Genomic DNA, 22,225 nt, shown 5'->3' with positions numbered 1-22,225 from the left:
GAGCCGTCAGGGATTTTCGAAATCCCAAGGCGCGTGGATGTCAGCACGACAATTCAGTCCCGGCAGGTTGACGCAGAACTTTGACCCTTAAACCCATCATTGATCCACCATGCTAATGAATTCAATCCAACGATCCCTGTTCTGGAGCGCCTCAGTGCTTGGCACCGTGCTGGTGGCCGCGCCTGCCAACGGCGCGGTAATCAATCAAACCGTCACGCAAGGTCTTGGCGCGCATTGGAATCAAGCCGCGTGGGGATCGCCCGCCGCGGTTCCCGCCGGGGGGAACGCTTACGTCACACCCAGCGGTTTTGATGTGCGGACGCCGGATGTTCAAAGTCCGTCTCTGTTTCTCGGGGACACCTTGCAAATCGATGCGGGCGGGCGGCTCGTATTGAAGAACGGCGGCGCGGGCAATGGCGTGGCGACCGTCAACCTCATCCTTAACGGCGGATCCATCACCTACAACACCGCCAATGGCACAACGATTTCCGCCATTGCCGGCACGGTTCTGGTTCAGGACAGCTCCACCATCAATTCCGTCGCGGGAGGAAGCACGCGCGATGTCTGGTTGCGTTCGTCGTTGAGCGGCAGCGGCAATCTTACCGTGGGAATGGTCAACAACGCGCTCGTGCTCTTTGGAACCAACTCTGCCTACAGCGGCAATTGGACGGTGAATTCCGGGCGGATTGAAATCGGGAGCAACGCACAGTCTCCGCTTGGTTCGGGGACAGTATTGTTAAGCGGCCTTGCGAATGCCGTGACGTTCAATGCAACCAACGACTTCACGATCGACAATGTCATCGATGGTTTCGGCGCGATCGTGAAGCTGAATACCAACACGGTGACCCTCGGCGGGATCAATCCGCTGGCAGGAACCGCGGTGATCAGCAATGGCGTGCTGAGGCTGAATCACGCGGGCGCGATCGGCAGCGTGTCCGTTATCACCCTTGCGGGCGGCACCATCGACGCCACGCCCATCGGCGGGCTGGCCTTGAACGAAGGCTTCGGGCAGGTTCTGAATTCCCGCGGCACTGTGATGGGATCGTTGACGGCGGGTTCAGCCAACACGCTGAATTTCAACCTCAGCGCCCTGACAAATGACGTTTTGAACATTACAGGCGCGCTGACGCTGAACGGAACGCCAGCCTTGAATTTGGCGCTGGCCGGTTTCAAGCCGGGCGGCACATACCGGCTGATCAATTACAACGGCACGATACAAGGCGGTGGATCGTTCAACCTGGTGCCGCCACCCGAGAGCACTGCGACATTCCAGCTGGATACAAGCACGCCGGGCCAGGTAAATCTCATCATCACCTCAGCGTCGCAAAATCTGACATGGGTCGGGGATGGGGCGGGCAATTCGTGGGACACCGTTTCACCGAACTGGACCGGCACCGCGACAACATTCAGCACCGGGGATAATGTGACGTTCACCGATTCCGGTTCAGCAGTGCCTGATATCTTCGTTGCGGCGACAGTGCAGCCACAAAACATGACGGTCAACAACAGCGCGCAACCTTATGTTTTCTACGGCGAGGGCATTTCAACACTGGGAACTCTGACCAAGTCCGGGCCGGGCACGCTGTCCTTCACGAGCCCCGCAAACCAGTTTAACGGTCCTGTGGACATTCGAGCGGGAACGCTGTCGATCGGCGTGGGCGGGAGCTTCGGTTCCCTCGGATCCCCGGCCATCATCACCAACAACGGCATCTTCAAGGTCGATCTGGCGAGCGGCGGCATCACCGTCGATGCGGAAATCACCGGCAGTGGCGCCGTCGAACTTGCAGGCGGTGGTTCGACCCTGATTCTGCGCGGGACAAACTCCTACACTGGAGTGACGACGATCAACAACGAGAGCCAGTTGAACATCACCACCAGCGCCGCATTGGGCAGCCCGTTGGGGGGGACCATTGTGTTGCCAAACGGCCGGCTGGGCGTGAATACGTTCGTGGGCGAAATGACGGTTGCGGAGCCGATTCAAGTGGGCGGCACAGGCATCAGTGCGGCGCCCGGCGCGTTGTATGTGAACACAACGGGCAACAGCGTCACCTGGGCTGGGCCGGTCACCATCACGAGCGACGCACGGTTTCGCGTCGTGAACGCCGGCGTGCGCATGAATTTTGCCAACACGGTTCTCGGAGACAACGTGGCGCTGCAAAGCACGGTGGGAAACGGAGCTGCTGATGCGACATCAGTGATGTCCTTCCAGAATACATTTTCCATCGGCACCGGAGCATTTACGAAGGACGGCCAGGGCACTGTCGAGTTCCTGAGCGGATCGAATGAAGCGGGCAGTACGACAGTGAACGATGGGACACTTCGCGTGAACGGGACGTGGAACGGCGGCTCCGTCACCATCAACAGCGGTGGCGCGCTCGGAGGCAGCGGCAACGTGCTCGGTCCCGTGGCGGTGCTCGACGGCGGCCGGCTGGCGCCGGGCAGTGGAGGGATTGGAACCCTGACCCTCGCCAGCTCTGTCACGCTCGCCGCCACGGCGTCTACAGTTATGGAGATCAATCGCACCAACGGGCAGAATGCGGACAAGGTGCTGGTCGCGCAGTTCCCGGCTGCAGGGACGCTGTCGGTCGTGAACATTGGACCTGCGCTGGAAGTCGGCGACAGTTTCAAACTGATCGATGCCGTTGTGAGCGGGTCTTTCGACACGATCCAGCTGCCTCCACTTGGGCAGCCCAATCAAACATGGGACACATCGCTGCTCATGAGCCAGGGCATCATCAAAGTAGCGGCGAATCCTTTGCAGTTGTTGCCGCTTGAGATCACCGCCATTGAGCGCCAGGCCAGCGGCGTGAAGCTGACATGGAATTCCTATCCGGGCGTCAGCTATGCGGTCGAATATTCCACGAATTTGCATGACTGGTCTGGGTTGCAACAAGACATCGCTGCGGACGCCGCGACCAATTCCACCACGGCGGTCCTTGACCTTAGCGGCGCTGGAAGCGGCGCCAGTCTGGTCCTGGCGCAGTATTCAATGGGCACCGCGGGGGCCCAGGTTCAGAACGCGGCGGACCTGGTCGCGGCCGGACCACTGACGCAAGGAAGCGGATTGAACCTGTTCAATTTCAACGCCACCGTCACACCCAATTACGCGAGCGCGCCCGTTCTGCAGATTGGGTTCCCCACGGCTGGCGCAGATCTCGCCTCGGCCGTTGCCAACCAGGCGTGGTTCACGTTCGAACTGACGGTCGGGTCCAACGTGACTGATCTGGACCTGACCGGTTTGACGTTCAACGGTGCGCGCGGGGGCGGCGCTTCTCCACGGGGTTACGGGGTTTACGTTACGACGCCCAGCACGACAGATGAACAAGTCCAAGGCGCCACGGATTTTCCGACACAACGTCCGGCGTGGAGTGCGCAGAACATCAGTCTTGCGGGGATTGCGAGCCTGCAAAATCTCACCGCCGGCCAGACCATCACATTCAAGATTCCATTTTATGCGCCAAACCCCGGGCAAAGCGCGGAGTTTGATGACATCACGGTTCTTGGGAATGTCAGCCCCGGACCTCTGCCCCCGTATGCTGGTGCAACGCAATTGTTTCTTCGCATCAAGCAACAATAAGTTTCACGATCCCGATGGTTTCACAACCCCCACCCGATGGGTTGGCGGGGTGTTTTTCCCAAGGTGATAAACTGCGCTGACATGAACCGTGATGAACGCGTGATGTTGGCTGGCGGCAGTGTGCGGCCAACGGTTTGCCTGGCGGTGACACTGATTGCCATGCTGGCATGCACTTTTCCGGCCGTGCATGCGGGCTTGCTCCTGCGATACGACATGAGCGGTGCGGGTCCCACCTTCACGGCTCCCGGTGGAATCATCCAGGGGCAAAGCCTTGAACCCGGCAGCGGCGTTGGGACGGTCAGTCTTCCATCGCAACTCGCTTATCCAGGTGCGCCCGTTCTTTCAATGAGTCCATCGGCGGGCGCACTGCCCCTCAATAATGCCGGCACGGCGCTGACGAAGGATTGCTGTGTTTCGTTCGACTTCATCGTGGGGCCAATGGTCGGGAGCCTTTCGGTGACGGGCCTGACGTTTCAAATCGCGCGCGGCGGAGCCAACAGCAACCGCGGTTTTGGCGTTTATGTTACCACTCCATTCACCGCAGATTTGCAGGTGCAACCTTCCACGTTGATCGATGCGCAACGGTTTGCATGGCAGCTCGTTGATGTGAACTTGCTCAACGTACCTGAGTTGCAGAATCTGCGGCCGGGGGACGCCGTCCGCGTGCGTGTTCCCTTCTGGACGGCAGAAGCAGCGCAAAGTGTTGAACTGGATTCGATCGCCGTTTGGGGTGAGACCACAACGGCGACGAATCCTGCTGCGACTTCGCCCTTGCGGATCACGGAATTACAGGCCGCGGCCGATACGATCAGCGCGAAATGGAATTCCATCCGCGGACGCAGTTATGCGGTTGAGTATTCTTCGAACCTCGCCGAGTGGAGTTCCTTTCCGACCAACGTCCCCGCGGATCCCGACAGTAGTGAAACCTGGTTTGCGTTTAATACTGCCTTCACGAACGAAGGGGAGCTCGTCCTGCTGCGTTATGAACTTGGGCAACGCCACCCGCACACAGCTGTTTATCAGGACGGCCCCGGCAGCGACCTGACCCCTGGCGCCGGGCTCGCCTTGTTTGATGTGAACTTCAGTGCGTACGCGTCCGCGCCTTCGTTGCAATTGAACTTCAAGAACACCACGCCAGACATTCCAACTGCGCTTTCGAACGAAAGCTGCTTCACCTTTTCGTTCCAAACAGGATCGAACGTCACGGATGCAGACCTGACGAGCCTCAGTTTCAATATCGCCCGGGGCGGCAGTTCGACTCCGCGTGGTTACGCGGTGTATCTGACGACGCCGTCCACGAGCAATGAACTTGTCCAGCTGGCGACAGCTGTGAATTCCGTCCGTCCGGACTGGACGCCGCACTATATCAACCTCACCGGGTTCAGCAGCCTGCAGAATCTCTCTGCGGGAGACACGGTCGTGTTCAAGATTGTTTTGTATTCGCCTGCGGCCGGCAGCAGTTTGGAATTCGACGACATTACGTTGCGCGGGCGCGTTTCGCCTCAACCCATGCCTGGTTACGTCGGAGCCAATTCGCTTTTCGTGAAAGTGCGCGAGCTGCCCACGCCGCCGCTGGTCGTGGAAGCCGCGACGAAACCGACAGGCGCTGCGTGGAACCCATTCTCCACTCGCACTCTCGAGCAGTTGCCGAGTTTTATCTCCAGCTCGAAGGATGGCCCGGCCAGCATTTACGGCGGCTTGCTTTCCCGCCAAACGAACGCGACAGGTTATTTCTATCCGTTGAAGGTGGATAACCGCTGGTGGCTCGTGGATCCGCAGGGATATTTCTTCCTGCACAAAGGCATCGCCGTGATTTCCACGATCAACTCTCCGGGTGCTGCGGCGGCCTTGGCTGACCGGTTCACCAACGCAAACAACTGGGCGGTGTCGACGACCACGCAGCTGCGCCGGCACGGCTTCAACGGCGCGGGCGCCTGGTCCGATGCCGCGCGCCTCCGGCGGTCACCTGGTCCATTGGTTTACACGATCATCAAGAATTTCCTCGGCACGTACAGCGACTCGAGTTCCAACCCCGGTTATCCGCAGGTGTTCGATCCAGAATTCGTCACCTTCTGCGAGTCCTATGCGCAGTCTTTTGCGAATACGAAAACGGACCGGTGGCTTCTCGGATATTTTTCGGACAACGAGCTCGCGTTTCCGTCATCCATGCTTTCGACGTGGCTCGCGCTGCCTGCCGGCAATTCCAGTCATGCCGAAGCCTGGCGCTGGCTTCGGGAACGTTATGGTCCTGCCGCGACTGCGGGACAAGTGAGCAATCAGGATCGCCTGGATTTTCTTGGCCACGTTTGGGGACGCTATTACCAAGTGGTGAATCAAGCCATCAAGCAACACGATCCCAATCATCTGTATCTCGGATCCCGATTCTTCTCGTCGGACAAGGACCGGCCCGAAATATTTCGAGCCATTGGACCGCATGTCGATGTGATTTCCGTCAACCACTACAATCAATGGACACCCGACATTTCACGCATTCAAATGTGGGAGCAGGAATCAGGCAGGCCGGTGATCATCACCGAATACTACGTCAAAGGCGAGGACAGCGGCATGCCGAATAACACGGGGGCCGGCTGGGTGGTGCGCACTCAGGCGGACCGCGGCAGCTTCTATCAGAATTTCACCCTCGCGCTGATCGAATCCAAAGTGTGCGTTGGCTGGCATTGGTTCAAGTATGCTGACAATGACCCTGACGCGGATGCCGATCCATCCAATATTGATTCCAACAAAGGTGTCGTAAGCAACCGCTATGCGTCGTACGAGGTGTTGCTCAATGCAATGCGGGCTTTGAATGAGCGCACGTATCGAATCGCTGAATGGCTTGACGGAAACCTCGCGCCTTAATCGGGTGACACCGAAGCGACGTTGCAGCCGGCCCAACGCTCAATTTTGCACATGTGGACAACTTCGTGCATCGCCGGCTTTTTTTTGGGGACGATCGGTTCTTCGATCTTCGTAAGCCAACTGCAAGTCAGCGCTCCGGAAATGGCGCACAAAACACCTCACCTGCATCGCATTTCCAGCGAATAACGAACAACTGATCGTCACCTCCAGTGGTTGTAAAGGTCCCGTTGGCAACGAGTTGCCGGGCGATGCGCGAGAAGGAGGTGCAAAGGATTGCTCAATTTAGGGTCCTGGCTCACCGATAGGCTTCTGATCGAACAGATATATTCGTGAAGCCACTTCCATCTGCCTGGATGATGATTGTCCTCGGCATGGGAATTCTCCTGTGCCCATGGCTCGCTCGTGCCCTGGATCCAGACAAAAGCGTCTTCCAATACAACATTCAGACGTGGACCCGGCAGGGCGGGGGGCTGGCCATAAACGGCATTCGCGATGTCATCCAGACGCGCGATGGCTGTCTCTGGCTGGGCACACAAAAAGGCCTCGTACGATTCGATGGTGCGGCGTTTACGATGGTGAGTCTCCCGGCGCATTACTGGCATCAAAATGTCGGCGCGCTCTCGCCATCGAAAAAAGGCGGAATGTGGTTCGGGACGGAACCCGGAGCGTGCGGATTTTTCGATGGAGTAGCGCGCTTCGACACCATGGAATCGGTGGGGTGGGTGAAGCCCGAGATGGACGCCCGCGCTGTGCTGGAAGCCAGGGACGGGTCGGTTTGGATCGGATACCTGGATGGCGTGGCACGTCATCGTCCAAACGGCGAAGACCAGATCATGACAAACGGGATGGGAGCGGTGCTTGAAATTCATGAGGATTCGAAGGGCCGGGTTTGGATCGGCACGGTCGGCCGGGGCGTGTTTTGCTGGCAGGATGGACGAATGCGGGAGCTGCCGGATCCTGTGTTGCAGGAGAAGGGTGAAATGGTTTTTGCGATTGCAGTGGATCAGAAGGATCGGATTTGGGTGGGCACACAGCTGGGTTTGCACTGTTACGATTCCGAATTCAAACCGCTTGGCATCCTCCCGCAAATTCAGGAGACCCGCGCCTTGCTCGTGGATCGTCATGGAGTTTTATGGATCGGCACGCGGGATTTGGGATTGGCACGTTATCGGGGGGAGCAACTGGACTTCCTGAACAAGAGCAAGGGACTCTCGGATGATTTTGTCCTGTCCCTCTGTGAGGATCGGGAAGGCAGCATTTGGGTGGGAACTCGTGACGGATTAACGCAATTGAGCGACGTAAAGTTTCCCATAGTTTCGGTAAACGAAGGGCTCGCGGCAGGCGCGGCACACGGCGTCGCCGCAGCGCGAAACGGCGGGCTCTGGATCGCCGGCAGTGGTGGTCTCTCCTTTTGGAAGGAGCATGCGATCTCCAACTACGGGCGCGAGGCCGGCCTTTCAACGCCTTACATCAAAGGGGTGCTGGAAGCCTCAAACGGCGATGTTTACCTGATCAATGCCCTTCGCGAGATCGAGGTGGTGTCGCAGGGTAAAGTCATCGCCCGACACAGAAACGATGATTGGCCGACAGGGCTGGCCGAGGACGCCAAAGGCGTTGTGGTATCGGTGGGGGGGAAACTTTTTCGGGCGAGTGCGTCGGCATACGAGCCTTATACGTTCGACGACGGCGAAAAGCCTCCGTTCGATTGGATCCGCCATCTTCACGGTTGCAGGGACGGATCGCTTCTTGTTGCGACCGTGAACGGACTTTTTCGAATCACCGACGGTCGCGTCAAGCATTGGAAGGTGGAGCATGGCCTTCCTGGTTACGATGTCCTGTGGGTTTCTGAAGACCAGGAAGGGGATGTCTGGGCCGGACTTCGCACGGGCATGGCGCGGATTCGAAACGGGAACGCTGCCGCGATCACCCGGGAGCACGGCCTTTTGGAGAACCACATCCTGGCAATTGTTCCAGACGATCTCGGCGGATTGTGGCTGCATTCCATGCGCGGGATCCTGCACACAACCAAGGAAAGCGTGAATGCCTTTCTCAACGGCGGGATAAATCAGATCGCGTGCGTGTCGTATGACGGGCTGGAATCGGTGAAGACCGTTGATACGACCGAAGTCGAGTATTCGGGGTGCAGGACAACGGACGGGCGGGTGTGGTTCCCGAACCCGCAAGGGGTGGTGATGATCAACCCGCGAAATGTACCTGCGAACCCTCTTCCTCCGCCCGTTCACATTCAGCGCGTCCGTATCAACGGAACAGACTTTACCCAGCGCGAGGACTCGGTTCCGCCCCGTCCCGGGAAGGGAGAACTTCTCGTCGAGTACTCCGCCATTACTTTTATTTCCCCGCAAAAAGTGCAATACCGCTACCGGCTTGAAGGATACGAATCCGAGTGGCAGGAAGCTGGAAATCGGCGTTCCGCGTTCTACGCCAATCTCAAACCGAAGCAGTATCGGTTTGTTGTCCAGGCGTGCAACGCAGACGGTGTATGGAACACGGCGGGCGATGCTGTTGACGTGGAACTGCCGCCGAGTTTTTACCAGACGGATGCTTTCCAGTTTCTGGCGGTCGCCTCCGGCCTAGTCCTGTTGATCGCACTCTACAGGTGGAACGCATGGCGCTACGCGAAGCGCCAGCAAAAGCTGCAAGAGGCCAATGAGCGATTGGAAGCGCGGATCAACGAACGGACCCACGAGCTGGCAGAGCAACGAAATCTCCTGCGCACGCTCATCGACCACCTGCCCGACAATGTTTTCGTCAAGGATACCGAGAGCCGCGTGATCATTGACAATGTCTCGCACGCACGACGGCTCGGAGTATCAACACCGGAAGAAGTCGTCGGGAAAAGTGATTTTGATTTCTTCTCGCGTGAGATGGCGCAGAAGTTTTTTGCGGATGAACAACACGTTATCCGCACTGGCGAAAGCTTTGACGGTGAGGAGACGGGGGTCGACCGTGGAACAGGGCTGACGTGCTGGTTGCGGACGACCAAGGTCCCGCTGCGCGACGCACGTGGCAAGATTGTCGGAATCGCAGGCATTAATCGCGATATCACCGAGCGCAAGGAATGGGAGGCGAGGATGGCGTCCATGCACAATCAATTGCTCGAAGTGTCGCGAAGGGCGGGCATGGCGGAAGTCGCCACCAGCGTTCTGCACAATGTCGGCAACGTGCTGAACAGCGTCAATGTGTCCGCGGGCATCCTCAAAGACAAAATCCGCGGATCGAATACCGCGAGTGTCAGCAAGGTGGTTGAGCTCCTCCGCGCGAACAAGGATGACCTGGCCGGCTTCTTCACCCAGGGGGAGCGCGGCGGCAAGCTGATCCAGTATCTTGACGCATTGGCCAAACACGCGGAGACGGAGAAATTGCGTTCGTTGCAGGAACTCGACTCGCTCGTCAGCAATATTGACCACATCAAGGACATCGTGACGATGCAGCAATCCTACGCGCGCGTCGCCGGGATCACGGAAGTCGTGAATCCGGTCGAGTTGATGGAAGACGCGTTGCGCATGCAGCAGGCGGGCTATGAGTCCCACGGGGTCAAGGTCAGCCGCGAATTTGGTTCAACCCCGAAAGTGACGGTAGACCGGCACAAGGCGATTCAGGTTCTCGTCAATCTCCTGGAGAATGCGAAACACGCGTGCGACGCAAATCAATCCACGGATCGGAGCGTCACCGCGCGAGTGTCCGCGGGTCCTGCAGGGCGCGTTCGATTTGAGGTAATCGATAATGGTGTGGGCATTCCGGCGGAAAACCTGACGCGGATTTTCTCGCAGGGATTCACGACCCGGAAGGAGGGTCACGGATTTGGCCTGCACAGCGGCGCATTGGCTGCCAGGGAGATGGGCGGCGAGTTGCGGGTCTCAAGCGATGGGCTGGGTGAAGGAGCCGCGTTTGTGCTCGAGCTTCCGCTAACGCCGCCGTTAGCGACACCGCAGCATCGCGCTGTGGACAGCGAGCATCGAAGCCAAACGCTTGTGGCCGTGTGAACGGGTCGGCCAGATTTGCGAGCTGTTTAACACGGATGGATACGGCGCGCAGAGCCGCAATCAAAATGACGGGAAGGGGGAAAAACGGGTTGACGCGAATTACGCGAATTTTCACGAATTGAAGGGCGGATTTGTTAACCACGGATGGCCGCGGATGCAGACCGAGGACGGGACCAAGGGACTAAAAGACCAACGGACTAAAAGACGAAGGGACTAAGAGACGAAGGGACTAAGAGACGAAGGGACCAAGAGACGAAGGAACAAAAAGCAGCGGCCCGCGGATGATCTTATCTCTCGACTAGAGACCTTCAACCGACTACGGACAACCGCGCCTCTCCATTCGCCTGTTCAAGCCTTTCCTTCGCGCCCTTCGCGGCCGCCGCGTGAGGCAGTTGGGATTGAACCGCGGATGACAGCGAGGCGATGGGCGGCTGGAACTTTTCAACCACGGATCGACACAGCGCGGCAGAGCCTCGCAACCAAAAGGGAAGGGGGAAACGGGTTTACGCGAATCATCAGCCACACAATCTCAAAGGCCTTCCGCCCGAAAGTAACGCGCTTCGCCAAGGTTCGGGACCGTGAATTCATAAACGCCTGGTGATCCAATCAGCACGTTGGTGACGGTTTGCCACTGTGCGGGCGGCGCGGAAATGTCGGCCGACGCCTTGATCGCGTATGTGCGGCCAACGTAACCCGCGAGTGTTAATTGAATGGTGCCCGGTTCATGCAATGCGAGTTTCGTGAACCGGCTCCCTCCGACGTCAAAGCTTTGTTCGGGTGCCCATGGGCCGCCTTCAAATGCAGTATCAACTCCTTGCACACTCCAGTAATAGCGGCCTGGCGGCAGGTTCAGGAAGGCATTGGTTCGCATTTGCGCGTTGCCCATGCGTGCAACAAAGCGCTGGCCCGTTGAAAGGTTCGCTTCGGGTCCCACCACATTGGCAGAGCCCGGAGTTGTGCCCACGCGGATGTTATGTGTGAGGCCGATCGACGGCGTTTGCGCGTCAGACGCCCGGTACCACGCGAGTTGAATGCCGGTTGAAGTGGGTTGCGCGGTCAGATGAGCGGGCGCGGACGGCGCGGTGTTGGTTGCTGGCGAACCGTTCCGCCAAATGTCCGTGAAGATCGCAAAGCCGTCATAGCCAATTTGCAGGATGTCCAGCCGCCCATCCCGATCATAGTCGCCCCACGCGACCGTTCCCTGGTTTGCGGCCGGCAGATTCGCAGGAACCTGGACAAACCCGTCCGGGTTGTTCTGCCATACGCGTGTGCTCCGCACACCGCCGCCACTCGTGCCCATCGTAACGACATCGAGCCGCCCGTCGTTGTTATAGTCGCCCCAGAATGATCCGCTATCCGCGCCGGTAATTGCCGCCTGGATGTTGGTGAAGCCTGCACCCGTGTTGCGCCAGACTTCGGTTGTCGATGTTAACGCGATGAATCCAGAAACAAGCAAGTCCAGCCGGCCGTCGTTGTCATAATCGCCCCACGAGAGATCCCCGCTGTTCATTCCGGTCAGGCCTGCGTTGATGTTGGTGAAGCCCGTGCCGTTATTACGCCAGATCTGAACGATCGAAGCTCCGCCTGTGCCGCCCTGGATTGCGAGATCCAGCAACCCATCGTTGTCATAGTCGCCCCACGCCACTGCGCTCACGGTTAACCCTGGAAGGCCTGCATTGATGTTGGTGACGGTGGAACCTGTGTTTCGCCAGATGGTCGTGTGAAACGATCCTCCGGGTGGAGTGCTGCTGAAGCCTGAAAGCGCGAGGTCCTTCAAACCGTCGTTGTCGTAATCGCCCCAATCCATCCCGCCGTTTCGCACCTGGGTAATGGCCGCAGCAACTTCGACCATTCCCCCTTCTGTGTTGCGATAGAGGCGTGCAAGTTCGCCAGAAATGGGAGAGCCCATGATGGAAAGATCCATGCGACCGTCGTTGTCGATGTCAGCGACAGTCGCGAACGCGTTCTGCACCTGGCCCAACGCGTGGAACTGGCGGTTCAACGTCCCGCCCGAGTTCAACCAGACGTCCGAGAAAAAGCCTGTATTCCCTACTCCGACGAGGGTGACATCCAGGGTGCCGTTGGTGTCCATGTCGGCAAAGATCCCCGATCCGAAGGCGACGAGGGGCAGGCCAGAGTGAATGGGCCCAAAGAAGGGCGTCTGGAAAGTTGCATTGGTTCCGCGGACAACTCCGACGCTGTTACTCGCAACCGCACGGAAATGATAGGTGGCGCCGACGGCGAGGTTGGAGATCGTTACGCCAAGCGAGCTGCTGACGAAGTTGCTGCCCAGGGCCGCAGGCGGCGTGGTGTTGCCGTAGTTCGTGGTTCCGCCCCATTCGAACCATGCTGTTGTCGCAAGGCCATGCGGCTGAACCACAGCGTTCAACTGCGCGCGATCCGGCTGAAGCTGCGTCGCAGGGATCGTCGCCAGCAGCGGCACTCCCACAGGAGCGGTCGACGGCACCCACGCCGGAAAGCCAGCGGGGGAGGGAAAACGCTGGCCGTCGAAAGATTCCAGCGTCGCGTTTGTAATCACATCGCCAGAGCCTTCATCCAGGCGGTAATAGAGCACCACAAGATTCGGGTTCTCGGGCAGCGGGAGGTTCATCGCTGCTTGAATTTCGGATGCCGTGCGGGCGAGCTTCCAGATTCGAATTTCGTCGACTTGTCCCTGGTAGTGCCCGTAATGGAAACCCGGATCTCCCAGGCCTGCGCTGGGATGCAACGCTTTTGTGGATGTCACCCCGGTTCGCACGAGGGTGCCATTCAGGTAAAGCCGAGGGCGATTCGTTTGCACGACGACTGCAATATGCGTCCAGTTCGTGATGGACACATTATGCGCAAGGATTGGCGGGAAGTAGGCAGTGCCGCGCGCGAACACAGCAACACCGTTGATGCCCACCGACACGCCGACGCTGGCATGCGATGCGCCGTAAGCGTTGCCGCCGTCATCTGGAAAGATGGCATAGCGCTGGCCCGAAGTTCCGGCCGTTCCGGAATTTCCCTCGGCTGCGCTTGCATCGCGCAGTGCGGTTGGTTTGGCCCAAAATTCGATGGTGAATTCGCCGGCTGGGTTGGGGAAAGGCGCCGCAGGATTTTGCAGCAAAACCACGCCATTGGTTCCGTCGAACTGCAAGGCGCTTCCCGGCCCGGGAGTGGCAGCGAGTCCATGCGTTGAAAACAATGCCAGTGCGAGAAAGCATCGCATCACATGAATGACAATGGATGCTGCGAATTTCCGATTATGGGATCCAAAGCCGGGACAATAGGGCGTTGCAAAAGGTTTCGTCTTCATGCGAGTCGAGTTGGATTGGAGAACGCGATATTGATACAGAGATGAACGGGTGGCGTTCAAGAACTTTGGGCGGGCACGCCTTCTCAAGCGCAAAATTCGCTTTGTTTCGAGGAGGCGCTTCGTTTGTATGTCGCCATGCGTCCGACCGCGCCTGAAACGCCCAATCTCGTTTACGACCTGCCGTCCATTGTCAGGCGGCTGGACCTCGGCGAACTCTTTCCCGTGGCACAGCCGCTCGAAGTCGAGCTCGGATCAGGTGACGGGTCGTTCCTGCTGAATTACGCAAAACAGCATCCCGACCGCAATTTTGTTGGGGTCGAACGCTTGTTGGGCCGCATCACAAAATTGCATCGCAAGGGAACGCGGATGGGTTTGCTGAATCTTCGCGGAGTGCGAATTGAATCGAGCTACTTCCTCGAGTTCCTCCTGCCGCCGGAAGCTGCGGCCGCCATTCACGTCTATTTCCCTGATCCCTGGCCGAAGTTGAAGCACCGGCGTCATCGGCTCATCAACGAACGTTTTCCATCGCTTGCCCGTGCCGCTTTGAAAACCGGCGGGGTGGTTTACCTGCGCACCGACGACGCCGATTATCACGAGCAGATGTTGCGGGTGTTTGCGGCGGACACCCGTTTTGAGGCCAGTGACATCTCCGAAGAGCTGAAAGCGATCGTCACCGATTTTGAGAAACACTTCAATGCGCAGGGCATTCCCACCCGCCATGCCGCGTATCAGCGCGTGCAGTAAAAAGCCATTACACGTCAATGATTGGACCCTTGCCCGGTGGTCCGGGATCGGGTGGGTTGGGCGGACGTTGTGTTTCGATTCTTCCCCGCTTATTGCCTGTCAGGAGATTCAGGAAAAATGAGACCGTGGAGATGACGAGTGCGCCGCCAAACGCCCACCAGAAGCTGTCCACATGGAATCCCGTGAGGATGGAGCCGATGAAATACAGGAGCAGCGCATTAATCACGAAGATGAACAAGCCGAGTGAAAAGATCAGGAGAGGCAACGCCATCAGGAGGAGGATCGGCCGGACAAACGCGTTCAGAACGCCGAGCAGCAGCGATGCTACAAATAGATCAACGATGCGCTCGTAGCGAATTCCAGGGAGGATGGACACGGCGACCAACACAGCCAGTGTGTTGATGGCCCAGGTCTGCAGAAAACGTTTAATGTTTGGTGACATGCGAACGCCTCACCCAAGATGAAACAGCTCCCGCAAGGTTACAAGCGAGAGCTCTAGTGCGTTGTTTCCCCAGCCCCAATCAGGAGGAAGCTGGCGTTGATTTCCGCATGCACCTGCGCATCGGGCACACTGGCCGGAACGAGGCAGAATTCGCCAGGTTGAAGTTGGACGTCGACGTTGCTTCCGCTGACGACAACTCGATTTTCGAGCGCGGCCAGAATCTTCATGCGCGGCTGTTTGAACGTGATTGTCTCCTTCGACAAGGCACGAAAAGCATCGACACTGAACAACGGGTGTTTTGCCAGAGGCCGGATTTTGAATCGTCCCGCGGATGCGAAGTCACTCGAAACGAGGGCTGGTTCGAAGTCGGTGAAATCAATGCTGGCGAGCGACTGGGGCACGTGAAGTTCGCGCGGCTTGCCGTCAGTGCCAACGCGGTTCCAGTCAAAGACCCGATATGTGGTGTCGGAGTTCTGCTGAATTTCGAAGATCACCAAGCCCGCCCCGATGGCATGAACCCGGCCACTGGGAAGAAACATCGTGTCGCCTGCTTTGACGGGGACGCGATGAAAACACTCCGCGACCGTCCCATCGAGAATGCGCTGCTCGAATTCCTTCCGTGTGACGCCGCGTTTGAGGCCGACGTACAATTCCGCACCCGGCGCCGCATGCGTGATGTGCCACATCTCCGTTTTGGGATCGCCGCCGAGCTCCGCGGCCTTGTTCGCAGGGGGATGCACCTGCAGGGACAATTTCTCCTCAGCATCGAGAATTTTGATCAGCAATGGGAAGAGCCCATTCTGTGCCGGCACATCGCCTAGCAGCTCCTTCTGGCAGTTTTCCATCAGCCATCGGAGATTTTTTCCGGCGAGGGGGCCGTTGGCAATAACACTGGCATCGCCTGGCCGATCACTCAGTTCCCACGATTCACCGATGGGGCCTGAAGACGGGAGGGACTTGCGATACAACGTCGCGAGATTGCGCCCGCCCCAGACGCGTTCCTTGAAAATCGGATTGAACTTGAATGGATACAGCAGGGAATCAGTCGGCATGAAATTTTAGGCGGCTTTGACGGATCGCGAGGACGCCTTTGCTGGAGGAACCGGTTCGGCCGGGGTTGCGACCTTTTCCTGAAAGTGGCCGAACGCGCGGTACTTCTCGTATCGCAATCGCAGGCGTTCCGATGAGGACAACGCCAGCAGTTCTTCGAGGTGTTGAAGCAGGTTCGCTTTCAGGTTCTCGCCGGTTTGCGCGGGGTCGGTATGCGCACCGCCCAGCGGCTCGGGCACAACGGCATCGACGAGTTTCAGTTCGTGCAGGTCTTTGGCTGTGATCCGCAAGGCCTGGGCGGCCTTGGCGGAAGCGGATCGATCCTTCCAAAGAATTGCGGCGCATCCTTCGGGACTGATCACCGAGTAATAGGCGTTTTCGAGAATCAGGACGCGATCGGCCACGCCGATTCCAAGCGCTCCCCCCGAACCGCCTTCGCCAATAACGACTGCAATGATGGGGACTTCCAGGAGCATCATTTCGCGCAGGTTGACGGCGATGGCTTCGGCGATGTGGCGTTCCTCCGCCCCGATGCCGGGGTAAGCGCCCGCGGTATCGATTAATGCGACGATGGGCAGGCCAAACTTATTGGCCATTTTCACGAGACGCAGCGCCTTTCGGTAGCCTTCCGGGTGCGCTGATCCGAAGTTCCGTTTGATGTTTTCCTTCGTGTCCCGGCCTTTTTGGGTGCCAATGACCATCAGGCGGTGATCCCCGAGGCGGGCAAAGCCCCCGACGATCGCGCGATCTTCAGCGTACAGGCGGTCGCCATGCAATTCTGAAAAATCCGTGAATGTGGTGTTGAAATAATCGAGGGTAAAGGGACGCTTGGGATGCCGCGCGAGCTGGACGCGCTGCCAGGCGGAAAGGTTGGTGAAGATCTGCCGCCGTGTGTCTTCGATCTTCTTTTCGATCATCCGGATTTCGTCCTCAAAGCTGATTCCCAGCGAATGAGTTTCCGGATGCTTCTTCAACTCAGCCAGCTTGTTCTGCAGTTCGACAATCGGCTTTTCGAAGTCGAGTTGATGTTTCATTTCGGGGGCGAAGATTAGGCTCTCACTCTGGTTCAAGCAATGTGAATTCCCATGCGGATTTTGCGGTGGTAAATGAAAGGGCCGGACACAAGGTCCGGCCCTAAACGGTGATGAGGTTTATACGCCTTCACCAAGGCGCTCAGAAGGGTAATGCGGCCAACTATTGCTCGCTGCTCGAACCGCATTACAAGCAAAACCTCTATACTAACCCTAAACGAACAGCGAAACCTTAACCAAACTCACCCAACAGTATAATAGATCATCTCAACCCCGAGTTTGTTCAAAATTTATTTTCATCTGATTCAATGCCGGTTTTCAGAGAACAGTGGCGATCTTTGCGCCTGAAAACCCGTCGCACCAATCTGAAAACCCGTCAAGAGGCAAATCCCCGATCGCTCCTGGAACTAGCCACCGTGGATGTCACTGAAGATCTGCGTACATGGACGCTCACGCAGCACCCGCCCGAACGGATTGTCTTCCCCCGCCAGCGCTGCGCTGAGCGCGCGTTCCTTGCCGGATCCGGAGGCGAGCATCCAAACCTCTTTCGCGGCAGCGATTGCGCAAAAACCCAAGGTGACGCGCGCCGGCGGAGGCTTCGGCGAATTGAGAACCGCGCGGTAAACTGCGGGCGATGCCACTGCAGCTTCGCTTTCCCCCGGAAATAATGACGCAACATGGCCGTCCTCGCCGAGGCCCAGCAGGATCAGGTCGAGGCCAGGCTGGCCGTTGGGATCCGCGGCCACCACGCGCCTGATCTCCTGTTCCGCCTGTTCGGCTGCGGCTGCGGGCGCGGCTTCTCCGCGGATCCGGTGGATCTGCGCTGTGGCGATGTTCAGCGGCTGAAACAGCAATTCGTTGGCTGTGTAGAAGTTGCTTTCGGGATCAGTGGGCGGCAAACAGCGTTCGTCTGCCCAGAAGAAATGAATCGTGTTCAGGGACAACCCGCGTGCTGCGGCCAGTTGCGTCAGCGCCTGAAACAGGTTCCTGGAAATTCGCCCGCCGGAAAGCGCGATATGCATGGGCTGCCGATCCCGTTCCGCTGCTTCGAATTTCTCAATGAGACCCGATGCCACCGAGTGGGCCAGCGCATCCGCGCTGGCATACTGCTTGAGGTCGTAACGTGGTTTAGGCCCGCTATTCATGGTTATTTCAAAACCTGCGGCTCGTGCCATGCGTGCCCGCTTTGGGCGAGAAGATCGTCCGCGGCAACCGGCCCCCACGTTCCTGCGGCATAGAATTCACGGTTGGTTAACGCCTTGTTCTCCCAACCAGCGCGGATTGAATCCACGATGTGCCATGCGGTTTCGACCTCGTCGCGGCGGATGAACAGCGTGGCGTCGCCTACCATCGCTTCGAGCAATAGGCGCTCATAAGCTTCGGGCGTGTAGGCGCCGAATTCAGAGTCGTAGCTGAAATGCATGCGCACGGGGCGGACTCCCATCGATGTGCCTGGGACTTTTCCGTTGAAGCGCAGGTAAATGCCTTCATCCGGCTGGAGGCGCAGGGCGATCGCATTTTCATCCAGCCTTTCACCGCACTGGGCAGCGAACAGAACATTCGGAGTCGGGCGAAACTGGATTCGCACCTCGCTCGCGCTGGTGGGCAGGTTCTTGCCTGTGCGCAAATAAAACGGCACGCCGGACCAGCGCCAGTTGTCGATGAACAATTTCAGCGCGACATACGTTTCGACATTTGAATCTGACTTTACCTTGGGTTCCTGCCGATATCCCGGCCGGGCTTCGCCCTCCACAACACCCGCAAAGTATTGGCCGCGGACGACCTGCCTGGAAATGTCCTCGGCCTGGACGGGGCGGATGGACTTCAGCAGTTTCACTTTTTCGTCCCTAACCGCTTCCGCCTCGAGGGAGACGGGCGGTTCCATGGTGACGAGCGCGAGCACCTGGAGCAGGTGGTTTTGGACCATGTCGCGCAATGCGCCGGCCTCTTCGTAATATCCGCCGCGGCCGCCCACGCCGAGTTGTTCGCTTACCGTGATCTGCACGTGATCGATCGAATCGCGGTTCCAGAGGCGTTCGAAAATCGAGTTTGAAAAGCGGAACATCAAAATGTTCTGCACCGTTTCCTTCCCCAAATAGTGATCGATGCGGAAAACCTGTTGCTCGTGGGCGAACCGCGTCAGTTCATTGTTGAGCGCGTGGGCGGACTCCAGATCATGGCCAAACGGCTTTTCCACGACGATCCGCTGCCAGCCCGCTCCGTTCTTTTGGAGCAGGTCAGCGTGGTGCAGGTGTTCGACGACCATGCCGAACTGGCTGGGCGAGGTCGCGAGATAAAACAGCAGATTTTCACGGAGGGGTGCGCGGCCGAACGAGGTTAGCAATTGCTCCAGCTTCGTGTAGACCGCCGGGTCGGTCATATCGCCCTGGCAATAAAAAATATTTTTCGCGAATTCGCGCCAGGCCTTGTCATCGAGGGGTTGGGTTCGGGAGAATTTCTCCAATGCGGCATGGAGTTCCTCGCGGAATGAATCATCGGTTTTTTCTCGCCGCGCAACGCCCACCACGCGAAACGAGGAAGGCATCTGCCGTTCCTTGAACAAGTGATAGAGCGCAGGAATCAGCTTTCGGGCGGTGAGGTCGCCGCTGGCGCCGAAGATCACGATCGAGCACGGTTCAGCTGGCTTGCGCGAATCCGCCAGACGCGGGACGCAGTCCTCGGCGAGGATTTCCGGTTGAGACATGCGGCCGAAAATGGGCTAGAGGCGCCCGGATTTCAATGCTTCTTGTATCAAAGCGGCATGCGGCAAACTCATTCAAACCTGAACTGGCGCACATGTCCTGCCGTCGATTGCGACCAATTAGACGCGTTTGCCGGTCTGGGGCGCGGCAACGCGCGAAATCCGAAGGGGGAAAACGGATTCACGCGAATTACGCAAATTTTCGCGAATTGAAGAGAGGAACCTAACCACGGATGGACACGGATGAACACGGATGCAGATGAGGACTGAGGACTGAGGACTGAGGCGGTGAACGGTGGACGGAACCAAGGGACCAGGGGACACAAGCAACGAAACACGGGTTAACGTTCAACCGCCCACGCCCCTGTCCGTTATCTCTGCTTCCTCCTGTTCAACCTTTCTTTCCTTCGCGGTCTTCGAGTCCTTCGCGTGAGGTACTTCGGCTTGCACCACGAATGAACGCCAATGAACACGAAGCTCGAAGAAGATGCTTTTACCGCGGATGGCACACCGATCCGGAAAGGTGAAACGGGCTTACGCAAATTTTCGCGAATTGAAGAGGGGAACTTAACCACGGATGAACACGGATCGGAAGCGAACAAGCTGCCTTCCGCCATCTCTGCTACTCTGCTACCCCTGCGTGCTCTTGTTAAACGTCTTTTTTCGATCGCGGATGAACACCGGATCTGGAGAAAAATGCTGAAACCCTAAAAGCTAAAAGGTAAAATCGGTTCCACGTCTCTTCCTCGCGTCCTTGGCGTGCCCACCGTGCGCCAGATTCTTATTGCGACCAAAAAAGTTTTGACGATAGTAGTGCAGTCTTTTCGCCAATCCGACGGATTCAAAAGCGGATTCGGTGAGGGACGCGGATCGATGACGGTAGCCGATGTGGCGGAATTGGCAGACGCGCTAGACTCAAAATCTGGTACTCTTACGAGTGTGTGGGTTCGACCCCCTCCGTCGGCACCATCGATCATCCGAACGCAGGGTCGCAGCCTTTCTTCTCCTCTCAGAACACCAAACGAACCCCGAAGCGCCAGACCATGAAGTCTTTGCTTTGGTCGGCGAATACGCCGCGCAGGTCGAGGAAAACTCCCGTCGAATGATTCAACCGGTATTCAACGCCACCCCCGATGTGGCCCGTCCATTGTCCCTTGTCGAAGAATTGCCTTCCAATGCCGACGAAACCATACGGCGCCATGGAAAGATGGTAGCGTTCGTAAAGCGGATACCGGCCGATGACGGACGCCTCGATGTGTTTTGGCCAGTCGACATCGGCCACGTAAGTATCCAGGCCGAAGCCCAATTGGTCCGTGACGAAGTAATTTCCGCCAATTCCGAGCCCCCACGTGTCTTCGCTGAAGTTGTCGCGGTCGCTGGTTGCGTACAGCCCAAACATGTCGAGCTGGGTTTCCCCCGCGCGAAAGGCGTCGGATGAAGCCTGATATTCAAACCGGGAAACCCAGTTCGGCTGGGCGACGCTGCTGATGCAGCTGGCGGCAAGAATCGCGAGGCTGATGCTGTTGATTTTCATAGGCGTTAATTTGCTGGCGGCCGAACGCGCACGCGCTCCTGACGCCATTGGCGTCCCATGTTGGCGGTGCTCCCTCGCTGAAGAATAGGGTGTTATCCCCGACCTGCCGTCATTTGCCCGCGAGCCCCTTGAGAAATGCGAAGACGAGGCCGGGAAGATCACGGCTGTAGCCGCCTTCAAGCAGGCAGAGCAACGGCTTGCCAAGCCCGCGCAGCTGACCGCCGAGCCAGTGGAAATCTTCGGCTTCCAAAGTTTCCTGCGCCAGCGGATCACGCGCATACGCATCGAATCCAGCGGATACCGCCACGAGCTCCGGCTGGAAGCGGCCGAGTTCCTCGAGTGCCGAAGCCAGGACTTCCCGGTAATGCGCGCGCGGGGTTTGTTCAGGCAAAGGATAGTTGAAACAGTTGTTGCCAACGTTCATCGCGCCTGTTCCAGGGTAGGCTGGGTGCTGATGAATGGAATAGAATGCAGCCCCCGCCTCGTTGACGAGGATATCCTCCGTGCCGTTTCCGTGATGCACGTCGAAATCAAAGACCGCAACGCGGCGGGTTCCCGTGGCGAGCGCTTCCAGGGCCGCAATGGCGACGTTGTTGAGATAACAAAAGCCCATCGCTTTGCGGCGTGTGGCATGGTGGCCGGGAGGACGCATGAGGCTGAAAACGATCTCGCCATTGCGCGCGCAACGCAGACCCTCCAGTGCGGCACCCACGGACGCGCGAGCCAGGCCTGAAATCCCGGGGTGAAACGGCGTGTCCTCATCAAATGCCACAGGCTCCTCCAGGCGCTTTAACAGCTCCGGGGCGTGCGCGCGCAGGATGGATTCGTCGCTAGCCACACCGGGCGTCCCCCACGCCAGGTTCAGTTCGGTCTGCTCCCGCAACTTCGCCTGCGTGCGGCTGATGCGAACAGGTTTCTCGGGGTGTCCAGGTGATGTGTAACTCGTGCACTGTTCGTCAGTGATGATCTTCAGGTCGCTCATGTG

General features: G+C 58.2%; 13 protein-coding genes and 1 tRNA gene. 6 read left to right on the top strand and 8 right to left on the bottom strand.

What is annotated here, in order from left to right; genetic code table 11:
• The first annotated feature begins 115 nt into the window (after positions 1-115).
• From VEH04_09705 to VEH04_09695, 3 genes are all read left to right on the top strand, one after another.
• Complete coding sequence (locus VEH04_09705) at positions 116-3,577, top strand: autotransporter-associated beta strand repeat-containing protein (GenBank protein HYG23045.1); 3,462 nt, start codon at positions 116-118, stop codon at positions 3,575-3,577.
• An 81-nt stretch (positions 3,578-3,658) separates the two neighbouring features.
• Positions 3,659-6,436, top strand: a complete 2,778-nt coding sequence (locus tag VEH04_09700) for a hypothetical protein (protein ID HYG23044.1) — start codon at positions 3,659-3,661, stop codon at positions 6,434-6,436.
• 329 nt (positions 6,437-6,765) lie between these two features.
• Positions 6,766-10,440 carry a two-component regulator propeller domain-containing protein gene (locus VEH04_09695; protein HYG23043.1) on the top strand — a complete coding sequence of 1,225 codons (3,675 nt, stop codon included), beginning with the start codon at positions 6,766-6,768 and terminating at the stop codon, positions 10,438-10,440.
• A gap of 529 nt (positions 10,441-10,969) precedes the next feature.
• Here the strand turns inward: VEH04_09695 and VEH04_09690 are convergent.
• Positions 10,970-13,738 carry an FG-GAP-like repeat-containing protein gene (locus tag VEH04_09690; GenBank protein HYG23042.1) on the bottom strand — a complete coding sequence of 923 codons (2,769 nt, stop codon included), beginning with the start codon at positions 13,736-13,738 and terminating at the stop codon, positions 10,970-10,972.
• Between the two features lie 135 nt (positions 13,739-13,873).
• Here VEH04_09690 and trmB point away from each other — a divergent pair, with 135 nt between their 5' ends.
• Complete coding sequence (gene trmB / locus VEH04_09685; protein ID HYG23041.1) at positions 13,874-14,482, top strand: tRNA (guanosine(46)-N7)-methyltransferase TrmB; 609 nt, start codon at positions 13,874-13,876, stop codon at positions 14,480-14,482.
• A gap of 7 nt (positions 14,483-14,489) precedes the next feature.
• On the opposite strand, the gene VEH04_09680 is transcribed toward trmB, so the two are convergent.
• The 5 genes from VEH04_09680 to zwf all read right to left on the bottom strand — a co-directional run bounded on the left by VEH04_09680 (position 14,490) and on the right by zwf (position 19,709).
• Entirely contained in the window at positions 14,490-14,924 is a 435-nt protein-coding gene (locus VEH04_09680) for a phage holin family protein (GenBank protein ID HYG23040.1), read from the bottom strand.
• 53 nt (positions 14,925-14,977) lie between these two features.
• Positions 14,978-15,976 (bottom strand): type I phosphomannose isomerase catalytic subunit, encoded by a 999-nt coding sequence (locus VEH04_09675; GenBank protein HYG23039.1) that lies wholly within the window; start codon positions 15,974-15,976, stop codon positions 14,978-14,980.
• Positions 15,977-15,982: 6 nt separating this feature from the next.
• Complete coding sequence (locus tag VEH04_09670) at positions 15,983-17,008, bottom strand: acetyl-CoA carboxylase carboxyltransferase subunit alpha (GenBank protein ID HYG23038.1); 1,026 nt, start codon at positions 17,006-17,008, stop codon at positions 15,983-15,985.
• Positions 17,009-17,412: 404 nt separating this feature from the next.
• The gene (gene pgl, locus VEH04_09665; GenBank protein ID HYG23037.1) at positions 17,413-18,150 is read right to left on the bottom strand and encodes a 6-phosphogluconolactonase; all 738 of its coding nucleotides are present in this window, start codon (positions 18,148-18,150) and stop codon (positions 17,413-17,415) included.
• A gap of 2 nt (positions 18,151-18,152) precedes the next feature.
• Complete coding sequence (gene zwf, locus VEH04_09660; GenBank protein HYG23036.1) at positions 18,153-19,709, bottom strand: glucose-6-phosphate dehydrogenase; 1,557 nt, start codon at positions 19,707-19,709, stop codon at positions 18,153-18,155.
• A gap of 462 nt (positions 19,710-20,171) precedes the next feature.
• Between zwf and VEH04_09655 the strand changes: the two genes are divergently transcribed.
• Together VEH04_09655 and VEH04_09650 are read left to right on the top strand one after the other, a co-directional pair.
• Entirely contained in the window at positions 20,172-20,417 is a 246-nt protein-coding gene (locus VEH04_09655) for a hypothetical protein (protein ID HYG23035.1), read from the top strand.
• 171 nt (positions 20,418-20,588) lie between these two features.
• Positions 20,589-20,675 (top strand) — tRNA-Leu (locus VEH04_09650).
• A 40-nt stretch (positions 20,676-20,715) separates the two neighbouring features.
• On the opposite strand, the gene VEH04_09645 is transcribed toward VEH04_09650, so the two are convergent.
• Positions 20,716-21,240, bottom strand: coding sequence for a hypothetical protein (locus VEH04_09645; GenBank protein HYG23034.1), 525 nt, complete (start codon positions 21,238-21,240; stop codon positions 20,716-20,718).
• 109 nt (positions 21,241-21,349) lie between these two features.
• Positions 21,350-22,222 carry a histone deacetylase gene (locus tag VEH04_09640; GenBank protein ID HYG23033.1) on the bottom strand — a complete coding sequence of 291 codons (873 nt, stop codon included), beginning with the start codon at positions 22,220-22,222 and terminating at the stop codon, positions 21,350-21,352.
• Between the last annotated feature and the right edge of the window lie 3 nt (positions 22,223-22,225).

This window comes from Verrucomicrobiia bacterium, from assembly GCA_035629175.1.
Taxonomy (GTDB): Bacteria; Verrucomicrobiota; Verrucomicrobiia; order Limisphaerales; family DASXHY01; genus DASXHY01.
Note: the sequence above shows the minus strand (reverse complement) of the source record. Positions and strands in the feature narration are given on the sequence as shown.